Here is a 12,411-nt window from a genome sequence, read left to right on the forward strand (position 1 = left end):
GTGTTATTTAAACCGCGCCAGAGAGAAAGGCGTTAAGTCAAATTCGCTGTGCTGTCCTGCGGCGAATTTCGCCGCAATTTCACCCAGCACGCTGGCGAATTTAAATCCATGCCCACTTAGCCCGCTAATGATCAGGCGCTGTGGATGGCCGGGTTGTGTATCAATAATAAAGTCTTCATCCGGCGAATTATCATAGGTGCAGGCTGCACCATGTAAACAAACACCGACGCCAGGCAGGAAGTGGCGGATAAAATTAAACACTTCACTGCCATCTTCGGCAAAGGCACCAAAGGGTTTGCGCTGGTCGGGGCGATCAATCGGTTGCCCGCCCTGGTGTTTGCCCACTTTCAGCGCGTTATTGTCCGCCGGGAAACCGTAATACTGCAGGCCATCGGTCATTTCGACGCTAAAGGCCGGGAACTGGTTATTTTCACTGTAGCGGCCATCGGCCTGATGCCAGGAGAAGACTTTGCACACGGGGGTGACAGGCAGTTCCGGGCAGAGAGACTTCACCCAGGTGCCGGCACTGATCAACAGACGACGGGCGCGGAAACGGCCATCAGCCGTGTGAACAATTTCCAGTTCACCTTCTTTTTCAATACGATGCACGGCGCAATTAAACAGCTGCGCACAACCCGCTTTTTCCGCCAGGCTAATCCAGCTGCGGATGGCGACTTCACATTTCAGGTAACCGGAATTCGGCTCAAAGACACCGATATAGCCATCGGGAACCTCAAATTGCGGCCAGCGTTTACGCACTTCATCCGCCTGCAGTACCTGGACATTGAGCGCAAATTCCGCCGCGCTGTCGATGACATTATTAATAAATGTAGAGGCGATGGGGGCCAGGTTGAGCACGCCGCTGCGCTGCATAATGCGTTCGCCACTCAGCTGCTCCAGCTGATCCCACAGCTGCTGCGCGCGCAGCACCAGCGGCACGTAACGCGCACCTTCGCCGTAAGCATGGCGGATTAAGCGGGTTTCGCCATGATGGCTGCCTTCCTGGTGCGGCGGATGCGCGCCATCAATCATTAATACTTTCAGACCTGCCTGGGTAGCATAAAAACCTGCGGCGGCGCCTACCGAACCACTACCCACCACGATGAGATCGTAAACCATCCGTGCTCCTCACTGCTGTAATCGGTTTCAGTCAGAATAGCAAAAAGTCGCAGACAATAAAAAGGCACCCATGATGGGTGCCTCTGTTCACATAGCATTGCATTAATGCTTCTTGTAATCACGTTCCTGGTAATCTGCAGCTTCGATTTTCGCGATGCCCGCTTCTAAAATGGAAATAAACTGTCTGGCGACATCCGTGGTAAGCCAGTAAGTCTGCCCCACGTCTGCATCTTCCACAGCCTGCTCTCCCGAAGAAAGCGAATGCAAACGAATCATCATCGCATCATAGCTGTCTACTGTGCTGATATCCCACCCAACCAGGGGATGTGTTTGGATAACATCTTTGTTTCTGTCCATTATAACCCCCTTATTACTCGTGAGAACGAAGTGATTTATCGAGGTTCAATGCGGCTTTTTTTCATAGAGCGAGTTAATTATAACAGCTTATTTAGCATTGGCAGGATGAAAAATGCGCAACCAGTAAAATGAATCGCTGGTTAAATTATATTCGGCAGAATACTTATTCACTTTAGGGGGCAGGAAAAATAAAAACTCCCGCAGCAGATGACGGGAGTTTTTTGCTCAGCTGGTGGCGTCCGGCTGCGCTTTAATCAGTCCGGTACGCTTTTCCAGCTCAGTCGCGAGGCGGGAAAAATGCTGTTGCATATGTTCATGATGATTCTGGTTTTGCGCTTCCAGGCGCAAATTGTGAATCAACAACTGGTTCGATTTTTCATCCAGGCAAAATGAGAGAGAGGTAAACGCATTCTCCAGCACCGCAAGACGATGCTGCTGATCGCGGATCAGCTCCAGTAACTCACCAAAAGTCATTGCCTCTTCAGGTTTCTCTGTTGTCATGGGGTGCACCTCCTGTAAAGCATGACGAGCGCCAGAATATGTCATCATCCGATCACAGTCTATACCAGAGATACAGCCGTGAAAGGGCGTAAGGCACAAAAGCGTACAATAAAAAAAGCCGGGTGGCGACACCCGGCAAGCAACACCAGCACAGTGTTAATCCGTGATAAACCAGTCGTCAGCGTTTTCCCAGGTTTCCTGCAGAATATCGCTGATCAGGTCTTTATGTTCTTTTCCGGCGCCCAGCACGCTGAGATTATTGGCGCTGGCATAACGTACCGATACGCTGTTTTCCATTTCAGGAAACTGTTTATCGATACGTTTGGTCAGTTCCTGCGCCAGCGCGTCGATCGCGCCAGCGGGCAGGGGAGTGGTTTTTGCTACAGTGACTTCTACACGCATGAGAGCCTCCGATGAATATACTGTTTATTTATACAGTTAATTATTCAGGGAGGCAAGCGGGAAATAATAAATCAGTCTTCCACAGCCCAGTTCAGCGTTTCACCAGCGAGGAATGGCACCAGGGTGTCGTCGCCCGCCGGGATGCTTTCGGTGACGGTGTACGGTTTACGCACCAGGGTAATCGTGCCTTCGTTCAGAGGCAGACCGTAGAAGTTCGGACCATTTTCGGAGCAGAACGCTTCGAAGTGCTGCAGTGCATTCATCTCTTCGAATACCGTCGCGTAGGCTGGCAGCGAGGTTGGTGCGTTAAACACGCCCGCGCAACCGAAGCTGTTTTCCTTGCGATGGCGTGCGTGTGGCGCGGTGTCGGTGCCAAGGAAGAAACGCGGGTTGCCGCTGGCAATCACTTTGCGCAGTGCGTCCTGGTGCACGTTACGTTTCAGGATTGGCAGGCAATACAGGTGCGGGCGCACGCCGCCGACCAGCATATGGTTGCGGTTAAACATCAGATGCTGTGGTGTGATGGTGGCACCGAGGAAGTGGTTACCTGCCGTGACGTAATCAGCCGCTTCTTTGGTGGTGATATGTTCAAACACCACTTTCAGTTCCGGGAGCTGTTTACGCAGCGGGTCCATTACGTTTTCAATAAAGCGCGCTTCGCGGTCGAAGATATCGATATGACTGTCGGTCACTTCACCGTGGATCAGCAGCGGCATACCGATTTTTTGCATGCGCTCCAGCACTGATGCGATGGCGGCAATATTGGTCACGCCGTGGCTGGAGTTAGTCGTGGCATGAGCCGGATAAAGTTTGGCAGCGGTAAAGACACCTTCGCTGAAGCCTTTCTCAATCTCATTCGGGTCGAGAGAATCGGTGAGGTAGCAGGTCATCAGTGGGGTGAAATGATGGCCTTCCGGGATGGCTGCGAGGATGCGATCGCGATAGGCAATGGCGCTGGCGACGCTGGTCACCGGTGGCACCAGGTTTGGCATCACAATCGCGCGACCGCACACCGCACTGGTATAAGGCAACACGGCTTTCATCATCTCATCATCACGCAGATGGATGTGCCAGTCGTCAGGGCGGCGGATAATTAATTTCTCGGGTTGTGCAGTCATCAGTTGTGCTCCGGCATAGAAGGGAATTCATATGGCGCATTTCAGCCGGGATATAAGCATAAGGATAAAGGCAACCGATTGCACATGCTTTATAGTGTCTGGCAGAAAAAACTGGGGTTTTGCTGGGGAACATCTGGTTTGGAAGGTATCCTCAGACGGCTACTTCCCCCGCAAGCGGGCGAAGGCCGGGATGGGGGCGCTGCCGACCCGGTGCCATTTGCTCCCTCTCCCCCATGCGATGGGGGAGGGGATCACGGCAGTGAAACCTGTTAATCCGTAAATGGAATCACCAGCTCACCCGGTTTCACTTCCAGCCCTTTAGCAAATTTCTTCGCCAGCGACTCCGCCTCACTGCGATCTGCGCTCAGCACATAGGCAGGCTGTTGTTCGAAGTAGCTTTTTAGCGACTGTTCCAGGTAAGGCGTCAGCGCTTTCAGCACCGACTGCATTTTCTCCGGCTGCACCTGCACATCAACAATCTGCAGATCTTTCAGGAAAATGGCTCCCTGCTGCTGGTCAAACACTGGCTGTGTTTTCAGCGTCAGGTTCATTTCTGCCTGCTGCGGACCAAACAGCGAGCTGATATCGACTTTCGCCGTGCCGGTCAGGGTGACTTTGTTGGGTTCCTCGCGGCCAATCTTGCTGCTGAGGTTGCTCAGCACAATATGCGCGTTCGCCAGTCCGGAAACGCCAATATCTTTTTCGTAGTTGTTGTGTTTCTGCAGCGCCTGGTTCACTTCCTGTTCGCTGATGCTGTACTGTGTCAGTTTGCTGCAACCGGCAAGCAGGCCGATAAAAGTCAGGGCCATCAGCCCGAAAAATGCCTTTTTCATTAACTGTCCTCTGGTGTGAACGTTCACGGCTGCCAGCTTGCCCTGGCGGGCAGCATTAGTCACCAGGATATCACTGAATCCCGTCAACCATAAGGCGACAAAAGATGTCCGGCAGCGCCCGCCGGACAGGGAAGGGGAATTACAGTGCGACGGAGGAGAGCAGATTAATCTGCGTCTGCTTCGCCATATTATCGCGGTAATCAGCAACGCGTGTTGGATACTCGATACCCGCGACCAGTGACAGCGAACGCAGCAGCGGGAACAGATGGATATCATCCTCCGACAGCTCGCCATTCACCGCGTTAGCTTTCACAATTAATTTATCCAGCTGGCGCAGGTCGTCGCTGATTTTTTTAATCAGTCCGACAGAGTGCTGCTTCAGTTCCGTGAAACTGCCCGCGCTGGCCTCTTTTTTGTTTTTAAAGTAGTTGCGTGCTTCCGGCGTGGCGAATTCGGCAAACGGCGCGGCCGCGATGCGTGGGTAAAGCAGCTTGTTAATGTATTCGCTCCCGTGGCGCAGCCAGGTGCTGATTGCCGGATTGGTTTTACCGGTCAGCAGCGGTGCGCCATCGAGTTTGTCGATGAAATGGACGATGTCCATGCTTTCCGGCATCGCGCTGCCATCGTCTTTCTGCAGGATTGGCGCCATCTTCTGGCCAATCAGGCGTTTTGGGGTCTGCTCATCGTCATTGAGCAGGACCACCAGTTCAACCGGTAAATTTTTTAAACCGAAAATCATGCGTGCTTTGACGCAGTATGGGCAGTGGTCGTAGATATACAGTTTCATCTGAGCCTCTCCTTATCAGTGTTGCTCACGCTATTGGCGCGAGCAATCATTTGATCATACTGGAGAAGTATGGGCCAGATTGAGGGCGACGGCAAACCCGTGCTTAGCCGCCGCTGAGCATCGCGGGCGCCACCGGGCGCGGGGTGAACTGCCACCATAGTGCAGCAAGCGTAATGAATCCGATGCCACCCAGCAGCAGCCATGGCAGTGTCGGCATGGCTAAATCCTGGCCAATATCGAACATCCATCCGCCGCCGCTGTATCCCAGTGCCCCGCCGAGCGCCAGGCCGAGGCGACTGAAACCGAGATAACTGCCGCGCGCCCGGGCGCTGGCCAGCGAGGCGCTGAGTGTTTCCCGCGCCGGTTCGGCGATAATTGAGCCGATGTAGAAGGTGCAGATCAGCATAAACACCTGCTGCAGACTGCTGACCATGCCCATTGGCAGCAGACTCAGCGTCATCAGCAGCAGTCCAGCCATTAGCCGCTGCTCCAGCCGGAAACGTTTTTCACTCCAGCGCGCCAGCGGGTAGAGCAGCGTCAGTGACAGCGCCGCTTCAATGGCGTACATCCATTTCACCGCGCCAGGTGTGCCGGCAATCTTGTTGACGACGATAGGCAACATCAGCATCACCTGTACTGCCAGCGCGTAATAACCGGTCAGCGTCAGCACATAGGCGCAGAAACGACGATCTTTCAGCACCCGCGCCATGCCTTCCCGCATTGGTGTATGAATGGTCGAGATGCGCCAGGCCGGCAGCAGCAGGGCGTTGAACAGTGCCGCCAGTACAAAGACGCCAGCGCCCACCCAGCACACCAGGCGGAAGTCATAAGCCAGCAGCCAGCTGCCGATCAATGCACCAATAACGGCGCCTGCGCTGTCCTGCATCATCAGCAACGAGAAGAAACGTCCACGCTGCTGTGGACGCACCAGTTTTACCACCAGTGCGGTGCGTGGCGGGTCGAACAGCGTACCGCCAAGTGCAGAGAGCACGCAGGAGAGGATCAATACCCAGGGATCGTGTGCCAGCGCCATGGCGGCGAAGCCAGCGGCACGCAGCAGCATGCCAATAATAATCATCGGCTTGGCACCAAAGCGGTCGGTAATCGCCCCGCCAAAAATACCCAGTCCTTGTTGCACCAGCTGACGCAAACCAAGCGCGATGCCCACCAGCAGTGCGGCCCAGCCCAGCTGTTCAACAAAGTGAATCGATATCAGCGGGAAAACGACAAAAAAACCCAACACCACCAGCATGTTGTCTAATAATAGAAAGTACTGACCGAGGCGACGCGCCCGTGTAACCCGAGACATGCTTGTTCCTGAGCAATAAGAGAGAGGAAACCTTCCAGTTGGTCTATTTTCCTCCTAAGTTACTGGTTTTCACAGCATTAACGACATGATATTTTTTAATCGTAGTGGTGCAAATCGTGCGGTTACGCTGGTTTCGCGTCACGTGCATAACGGCGTATTTTACCCGTGCGGGTGAGGGCGGTTATAGTGGAGACAGGCTGAGCCAAAATGCCCGCAGCTGTGGATGAGCTGCGCCAGGTAAGTCGTGGTGTCTGCTTCAATTAATTTCTTTTATCGGCCGTGAAATTCAGGAGAGAAGATGTTTGGCTATCGTTCTGCTGCGCCCAAGGTGCGCCTGACTACAGACCGGCTCGTGGTGCGTCTGGTCCACGAACGCGACGCCTGGCGACTGGCTGATTATTACGCGGAAAACCGCGCCTTTCTGAAACCCTGGGAGCCGGTGCGTGATGAGAGCCACTGCTATCCCTCTGGCTGGCAGGCACGGCTGGGACTGATTGCCGATCTGCATAAGCAGGGCAGCGCGTTCTATTTTATTGTGATGGACCCGGAAGAGACTGAAGTGCGCGGCGTCGCTAACTTCAGCAATGTGCTGCACGGTTCGTTTCATGCCTGCTACCTCGGTTACTCCCTCGGTGAAAAATGGCAGGGGCAGGGCATGATGTTTGAAGCGCTGCAGTCGGCGATTCGCTATATGCAGCGCCAGCAGCGTATGCACCGTATTATGGCCAATTATATGCCCCACAATGCGCGCAGTGGCGCGTTGCTGGCCCGGCTCGGTTTCGAGAAAGAGGGCTATGCCAAAGATTATCTGCTGATTGATGGCCGCTGGCAGGATCATGTGTTGACGGCTTTAACCTCCCGGGAATGGACACCAGACCGCCGCGGGCAACAATAACAAGAGGTTATGTAATGAAAACCGTTCTGACGCCCGCAGAAGCGCGGGTGATCGGTTGCCTGCTGGAGAAGCAGGTCACCACGCCGGATCAGTATCCGATGTCGCTGAATGGCGTGGTCACCGCCTGCAATCAAAAATCCAACCGTGAACCGGTGATGACGCTGAGCGACAATCAGGTACAGGATACGCTCGACCTGCTGGTGAAAAAGCATCAGCTCAGTACGCTGAGTGGTTTTGGCAATCGGGTGGTGAAGTATGAGCAGCGTTTCTGCAACTCCGAATTTGGCAATCTGAAACTCAGCAGTGCGGAAGTGGCGCTGGTCACCACGCTGCTGTTGCGTGGCGCACAGACGCCGGGCGAACTGCGTACCCGCAGCACGCGCCTGCATGAGTTTGCTGATATGACGGAAGTGGAACAGACGCTGGAACAGCTGCAGCAACGCGAAGACGGGCCTTTCGTGGTGCGCCTGACGCGTGAGCCGGGTAAACGCGAAAGCCGCTATATGCACCTGTTCAGCGGTGAGGTGAACGAAGCTGAACTGGCGGATGCAATGGCGTCGTCAAGTAATGACAGCGAGCTGGCCGGGCGTGTGGCGCAGCTGGAAGAGGACGTCGCGGCGCTGAAGCAGCAACTGGCGGCGTTGTTAGCGGAAAAAGGAGTCTGAGATGGCACAGCAGTTACGGGTGGGTGTGGTTGGGCTGGGCGGTATCGCGCAGAAAGCCTGGTTGCCGGTGGTGACGCATACTGATGGCTGGACGCTGGCGGGGGCAGTCTCACCGAATCAGGACAAGGCGCAGCGTATCTGCGCCAGCTACCGGATGCCATGTTTTGCCACGCTGGATGAGCTGGCGGCGCAGAGCGATGCCGTGTTCGTGCATACCAGCACTGCCACCCATTTCACGATTGTCGATCAACTGCTGCGTGCCGGGGTTGATGTCTGTGTCGATAAGCCACTGGCGGAGCATCTGGCGCAGGCGGAGCAACTGGTGGAGCTGGCGCATAAACGTGGCCGTAAACTGATGGTGGCCTTTAACCGCCGCTTTGCCCCGCGCTATCTGCAGCTGAAAGCCAGTCTGAACAATACCGCGTCGATTCGCATGGATAAACATCGCAGCGACAGCGTCGGGCCGCACGATTTACGTTTCACTCTGCTGGATGATTATCTGCATGTGGTGGATACCGCGCTGTGGCTGGCAGGTGGCAGCGGACGGTTGCAGAATGGTTGTCTGCACACCAACGACGCGGGCGAAATGCTGTATGCCGAGCACCACTTTACGGTCGGTGACACTCAGGTGACCACCAGCATGCACCGTCGTGCGGGCAGTCAGCGTGAGTCGGTGAGCGCCATTTGTGATGGTGGCGTGTATCAGGTCAGTGATATGCGCGACTGGCAGCAGGAAACCGGCGGTCGTCTGTCGGCTGATCCGGTGCCAGGCTGGCAGAGCACACTGGAACAGCGCGGTTTCGCCGGCGCGGCGCGTTATTTTATCGACTGCGTGAAAAATCAGACTTTACCTGAAACCTCCGGCGAGCAGGCACTGCTGGCGCAGCGTGTGGTCGAAAAAATGTGGCGCGACGCCGATCGTGAATAATCTGCTGTTCAGTCAAAGAAATTGGAGTTGCAACAAGGCGGCAAGCGAGTGAATCCCGATGAGCTGACGCTGGTCAGTGATTCGGGTGAGCGAACGCAGCCAACGCAGTTGCGGCTTCAATTTCGATGGCTGCACAAAGTATTATGTGTATCTCTCGTCCTCAAAGTAGACTAGCCGCTACTTCGGGGGCGTGGCGTTTTCCTGCCCTCACTTCGCCGGCTCGCTTATTTTCAGGAAGTGCAGTAAACCATGAATTTGTTGAAATCACTGGCTGCGGTCAGTTCGATGACTCTGTTTTCGCGTGTGCTGGGATTTGCCCGCGATGCCATTGTGGCGCGTGTGTTTGGCGCCGGGATGGCGACGGATGCCTTTTTTGTCGCGTTCAAACTGCCTAACCTGCTGCGGCGCATTTTTGCCGAAGGGGCATTTTCGCAGGCTTTTGTGCCGATCCTCGCCGAATATAAAAGCAAACAAGGGGAAGACGCGACCCGGGTGTTTGTCGCCTATGTGTCCGGACTGCTGACACTGGCGCTGGCGCTGGTCACCTTCCTTGGCATGATCGCCGCGCCATGGGTGATTATGATTACCGCGCCGGGGTTTGCCGATACCGCCGATAAATTTGCGCTGACCTCCTCGCTGCTGCGCATTACCTTTCCCTATATCCTGCTGATTTCACTGGCCTCGCTGGTGGGGGCGATTCTCAATACCTGGAACCGTTTTTCCGTTCCGGCTTTCGCCCCGACGCTGCTGAATGTCAGTATGATTGGCTTTGCGCTGTTTGCCGCGCCACACTTTAATCCGCCGGTACTGGCGCTCGCCTGGGCGGTCGTTGTCGGTGGGGTGTTACAGCTGGGTTATCAGCTGCCCCATCTGAAGAAGATTGGCATGCTGGTGATGCCGCGGCTGAACCTGAAAGATGCCGGGGTATGGCGTGTGATGCGGCAGATGGGCCCGGCAATCCTGGGGGTCTCGGTCAGCCAGATCTCGCTGATTATCAATACCATTTTCGCCTCTTTCCTTGTCTCCGGTTCCGTGTCGTGGATGTATTATGCCGACCGTCTGATGGAGTTCCCTTCCGGCGTGCTGGGCGTGGCGCTGGGTACGATTCTGCTGCCTTCACTGGCGAAGAGTTTTGCCAGCGGCAATCAGGAAGAGTATTCACGTCTGATGGACTGGGGGCTGCGTCTCTGTTTCCTGCTGGCGCTGCCGAGTGCGGTGGCGCTGGGTATCCTGGCGCAGCCACTGACCGTAGCGCTGTTCCAGTACGGTAAATTTACAGCTTTTGATGCCGCGATGACCCAGCGTGCGCTGATCGCCTATTCGGTGGGGCTGATGGGACTGATTGTGGTGAAAGTGCTGGCACCCGGCTTTTACTCGCGGCAGGACATTAAAACGCCGGTCAGGATCGCCATTGTTACGCTGATTGTGACACAGCTGATGAACCTGGCGTTTATCGGTCCGCTGAAACATGCCGGGCTGGCGCTGTCGATAGGTCTGGCGGCCTGTCTGAATGCGGCACTGCTTTACTGGCAGCTGCGTAAGCAGAAAATCTTCCAGCCACAATCGGGCTGGCGGGGTTTCCTGTTCCGCCTCGCGATTGCGGTGACGATGATGGCGGCGGCGCTGGTGGGGATGAATATGCTGATGCCGGACTGGTCGGTGGGCAATATGGCCTGGCGCTTGCTGCGTCTGGCGGCGGTGTGCGCGGTCGGTGGTGGGGTTTACTTTATCATGCTGGCGCTGATGGGCTTCCGGGTGCGTGATTTTGCCCGTCGCACGGTGGCGTAGCTTTTAGCCCCTTCCCCCGCATGAGCGGGGGAAGGAGATAAGCAGATTGCCCCCATAAATGGGGGCAATAAAGTGGTTGCTGTGTGTATCTTTATGTTTTGAATGGGCTGACGGCGTTATACCGTCGGCAAAAATATTATACTTTTGGCAGGGCTGAGGCTGTTGCCTGCCCCTGACCATTTGGACCGTAGAACGCCTGGCTGTGGTGCGGTTTGAGTATCGCCAGCGCCTGCTCGTTATATTTTATTTGCTGTTTGAGCAGCAGACCGCTGTGCTGATTGGTGTTATGCAGTTTTCGCGTCATCTTTTGCACGCGTTCCCAGCGCTGGGCCAGCTCCGCCTGAGAAGCGTAGGGTGCCTGAATGCCCAGCACCTTCTCCGCCTGATGGCGCATCCCGTCGAGGTAGTTCAGGGTATTCAACAGCGAACTTTTATCTTCAGTAATTTTCTGCAGTAAACTACTGTTGATGCGACCTGATGAAAGCTGAAACTGTTCAGCATCGAGCACTTCCGTCAGTGTCGAAAGGACTTCCAGCATTTTATCCAGCGCGGTCAGTAAGCTGTTCATAGCCATTAGTTACCCTGTAAGTAGTCCTGAGTTTCCTGAAGCAGGGCGTCGGCGATTTTGCCGCTGTCCATTTTCAGTTCGCCATTACGAATAGCGGTTTTAAGTTGTTCCACGCGCTCGAGGTTAATATCCTGGCTGCCTGGCTTCATCAGTTGCGCCTGGGCTTCGCTCAGTTTAACCTGTGTTGCGCTGCTGTCTGTGACCTTAGCGCTGTCCGCCTGGCGGACTTTACTGCTGCTACTGTCATTGTTATCACGTGCCTGAACTGTGCTGGCTGGTTTGATTGCCTGAGTTCTGTCGATGCTCATAATTCTGCTCCTGTCACTTCCCACGACGATGGATGATTAAAATAGTAATATCTTTGTTAATCCCTCTATCGGCAGAATAGCGACAAGCTTTAGCCTTTTATAGCGATATAAGAATATTCCCATCCGCGTCGGCTTTTCCGCTGACCACCTGGCCATTATTCATCTTGACGCGTACCGGTTGCGTGGCGGTGGCATTGTTCAGTACCCGGCCTTCACCGGTGGCGCTAAAACCGTCGCCCTGCGCGATCACCACCACGTTTTGTCCCGCTTTTACCCGCCACGGCTGACGTACCATCGTCAGGGTCAGCGGCTGGCCGGGCGCAATGTCACGCATGCTGATGGCATCCATCGCCTGCTGCGGACTGGTCATCGCGCGGGATGGCAGTGTATCCAGTCGCCCGCGCTTAATGGCCATATCATCCGCCTCCAGCGCTTTGCCGCGAGGCACCTGGCGCTTCGCCACTACATAGTCACCTGTCACCTGGACCTGTACCTGCAGATAGCGGCGATTCTGGTCGCAATTGGCGGCCACACTGATATTGCCCCACATCCGGGCGTTGCCGGGCAGGCTGAAAGAGGGCACATCACATTGCGGCCACTGCTCGGCAGGGGTGCGTACCACCACCGTCATACCGGCGGCATGAGCAGGATCGCGCGCTTTAAAAAACTGTGTCAGTTGAGCAGTTAAATCCGCTGCATGACTTTGCAGACTCAACAGGCCGAGCAGGCCCGCCAGTAAAGGAGTTGCTATACGCATCGTCATCTCTCCACTTAGCAAGATGGCGTTGATTCTACGCGTACGCGCGACAAGTCAAGCCGGAAAATAACGACGA

At 55.1% G+C, this 12,411-nt stretch carries 15 protein-coding genes; 4 read left to right on the plus strand and 11 right to left on the minus strand.

What is annotated here, in order from left to right; genetic code table 11:
• Positions 1–3: 3 nt before the first annotated feature.
• From solA to mdtH, 8 genes are all read right to left on the minus strand, one after another.
• On the minus strand, positions 4–1,119 hold the full coding sequence (gene solA, locus ACSZO1_RS06495; protein WP_437610685.1) for an N-methyl-L-tryptophan oxidase: 1,116 nt from the start codon (positions 1,117–1,119) through the stop codon (positions 4–6).
• A gap of 102 nt (positions 1,120–1,221) precedes the next feature.
• Positions 1,222–1,476 carry a biofilm formation regulator BssS gene (gene bssS / locus ACSZO1_RS06500; protein ID WP_437610687.1) on the minus strand — a complete coding sequence of 85 codons (255 nt, stop codon included), beginning with the start codon at positions 1,474–1,476 and terminating at the stop codon, positions 1,222–1,224.
• Positions 1,477–1,701: 225 nt separating this feature from the next.
• Positions 1,702–1,977 carry a hypothetical protein gene (locus ACSZO1_RS06505; RefSeq protein WP_437610689.1) on the minus strand — a complete coding sequence of 92 codons (276 nt, stop codon included), beginning with the start codon at positions 1,975–1,977 and terminating at the stop codon, positions 1,702–1,704.
• A gap of 156 nt (positions 1,978–2,133) precedes the next feature.
• Entirely contained in the window at positions 2,134–2,379 is a 246-nt protein-coding gene (dinI, locus tag ACSZO1_RS06510) for a DNA damage-inducible protein I (RefSeq protein WP_437610691.1), read from the minus strand.
• Between the two features lie 71 nt (positions 2,380–2,450).
• On the minus strand, positions 2,451–3,497 hold the full coding sequence (gene pyrC, locus ACSZO1_RS06515) for a dihydroorotase (RefSeq protein ID WP_437610693.1): 1,047 nt from the start codon (positions 3,495–3,497) through the stop codon (positions 2,451–2,453).
• Between the two features lie 269 nt (positions 3,498–3,766).
• On the minus strand, positions 3,767–4,330 hold the full coding sequence (locus tag ACSZO1_RS06520; RefSeq protein WP_437610695.1) for a lipoprotein: 564 nt from the start codon (positions 4,328–4,330) through the stop codon (positions 3,767–3,769).
• Between the two features lie 139 nt (positions 4,331–4,469).
• Positions 4,470–5,117 carry a glutaredoxin 2 gene (grxB, locus tag ACSZO1_RS06525; protein ID WP_437610697.1) on the minus strand — a complete coding sequence of 216 codons (648 nt, stop codon included), beginning with the start codon at positions 5,115–5,117 and terminating at the stop codon, positions 4,470–4,472.
• Between the two features lie 103 nt (positions 5,118–5,220).
• Positions 5,221–6,426 (minus strand): multidrug efflux MFS transporter MdtH, encoded by a 1,206-nt coding sequence (gene mdtH, locus ACSZO1_RS06530; RefSeq protein ID WP_437610699.1) that lies wholly within the window; start codon positions 6,424–6,426, stop codon positions 5,221–5,223.
• A 298-nt stretch (positions 6,427–6,724) separates the two neighbouring features.
• Here mdtH and rimJ point away from each other — a divergent pair, with 298 nt between their 5' ends.
• The 4 genes from rimJ to murJ all read left to right on the plus strand — a co-directional run bounded on the left by rimJ (position 6,725) and on the right by murJ (position 10,702).
• Positions 6,725–7,321, plus strand: a complete 597-nt coding sequence (gene rimJ / locus ACSZO1_RS06535; RefSeq protein WP_437610701.1) for a ribosomal protein S5-alanine N-acetyltransferase — start codon at positions 6,725–6,727, stop codon at positions 7,319–7,321.
• Between the two features lie 14 nt (positions 7,322–7,335).
• Positions 7,336–7,986 (plus strand): YceH family protein, encoded by a 651-nt coding sequence (locus ACSZO1_RS06540; protein WP_437610703.1) that lies wholly within the window; start codon positions 7,336–7,338, stop codon positions 7,984–7,986.
• A gap of 1 nt (position 7,987) precedes the next feature.
• Complete coding sequence (locus ACSZO1_RS06545) at positions 7,988–8,914, plus strand: Gfo/Idh/MocA family protein (RefSeq protein WP_437610705.1); 927 nt, start codon at positions 7,988–7,990, stop codon at positions 8,912–8,914.
• Positions 8,915–9,163: 249 nt separating this feature from the next.
• Positions 9,164–10,702 (plus strand): murein biosynthesis integral membrane protein MurJ, encoded by a 1,539-nt coding sequence (gene murJ / locus ACSZO1_RS06550; protein ID WP_437610707.1) that lies wholly within the window; start codon positions 9,164–9,166, stop codon positions 10,700–10,702.
• Between the two features lie 136 nt (positions 10,703–10,838).
• On the opposite strand, the gene flgN is transcribed toward murJ, so the two are convergent.
• The 3 genes from flgN to flgA form a co-directional block, all read right to left on the minus strand.
• Positions 10,839–11,270 (minus strand): flagellar export chaperone FlgN, encoded by a 432-nt coding sequence (gene flgN / locus ACSZO1_RS06555; RefSeq protein ID WP_437610760.1) that lies wholly within the window; start codon positions 11,268–11,270, stop codon positions 10,839–10,841.
• Between the two features lie 5 nt (positions 11,271–11,275).
• Positions 11,276–11,578 (minus strand): flagellar biosynthesis anti-sigma factor FlgM, encoded by a 303-nt coding sequence (flgM, locus tag ACSZO1_RS06560; protein ID WP_437610709.1) that lies wholly within the window; start codon positions 11,576–11,578, stop codon positions 11,276–11,278.
• Positions 11,579–11,675: 97 nt separating this feature from the next.
• Positions 11,676–12,335: a flagellar basal body P-ring formation chaperone FlgA gene (flgA, locus tag ACSZO1_RS06565; protein WP_437610711.1), complete on the minus strand. Its 660-nt coding sequence runs from the start codon at positions 12,333–12,335 to the stop codon at positions 11,676–11,678.
• Positions 12,336–12,411: the final 76 nt, after the last annotated feature.

The sequence above is a fragment of the Erwinia sp. V71 genome, assembly GCF_965644245.1.
GTDB lineage: Bacteria > Pseudomonadota > Gammaproteobacteria > Enterobacterales > Enterobacteriaceae > Erwinia.

Excerpts from the sequence above, each read along its gene's own strand:
- solA (WP_437610685.1), bottom strand. The coding sequence starts at position 1,119 with ATGGTTTACGATCTCATCGTGGTGGGTAGTGGTTCGGTAGGCGCCGCC.
- bssS (WP_437610687.1), bottom strand. The coding sequence starts at position 1,476 with ATGGACAGAAACAAAGATGTTATCCAAACACATCCCCTGGTTGGGTGG.
- ACSZO1_RS06505 (WP_437610689.1), bottom strand. The coding sequence starts at position 1,977 with ATGACAACAGAGAAACCTGAAGAGGCAATGACTTTTGGTGAGTTACTG.
- dinI (WP_437610691.1), bottom strand. The coding sequence starts at position 2,379 with ATGCGTGTAGAAGTCACTGTAGCAAAAACCACTCCCCTGCCCGCTGGC.
- pyrC (WP_437610693.1), bottom strand. The coding sequence starts at position 3,497 with ATGACTGCACAACCCGAGAAATTAATTATCCGCCGCCCTGACGACTGG.
- ACSZO1_RS06520 (WP_437610695.1), bottom strand. The coding sequence starts at position 4,330 with ATGAAAAAGGCATTTTTCGGGCTGATGGCCCTGACTTTTATCGGCCTG.
- grxB (WP_437610697.1), bottom strand. The coding sequence starts at position 5,117 with ATGAAACTGTATATCTACGACCACTGCCCATACTGCGTCAAAGCACGC.
- mdtH (WP_437610699.1), bottom strand. The coding sequence starts at position 6,426 with ATGTCTCGGGTTACACGGGCGCGTCGCCTCGGTCAGTACTTTCTATTA.
- rimJ (WP_437610701.1), top strand. The coding sequence starts at position 6,725 with ATGTTTGGCTATCGTTCTGCTGCGCCCAAGGTGCGCCTGACTACAGAC.
- ACSZO1_RS06540 (WP_437610703.1), top strand. The coding sequence starts at position 7,336 with ATGAAAACCGTTCTGACGCCCGCAGAAGCGCGGGTGATCGGTTGCCTG.
- ACSZO1_RS06545 (WP_437610705.1), top strand. The coding sequence starts at position 7,988 with ATGGCACAGCAGTTACGGGTGGGTGTGGTTGGGCTGGGCGGTATCGCG.
- murJ (WP_437610707.1), top strand. The coding sequence starts at position 9,164 with ATGAATTTGTTGAAATCACTGGCTGCGGTCAGTTCGATGACTCTGTTT.
- flgN (WP_437610760.1), bottom strand. The coding sequence starts at position 11,270 with ATGAACAGCTTACTGACCGCGCTGGATAAAATGCTGGAAGTCCTTTCG.
- flgM (WP_437610709.1), bottom strand. The coding sequence starts at position 11,578 with ATGAGCATCGACAGAACTCAGGCAATCAAACCAGCCAGCACAGTTCAG.
- flgA (WP_437610711.1), bottom strand. The coding sequence starts at position 12,335 with ATGCGTATAGCAACTCCTTTACTGGCGGGCCTGCTCGGCCTGTTGAGT.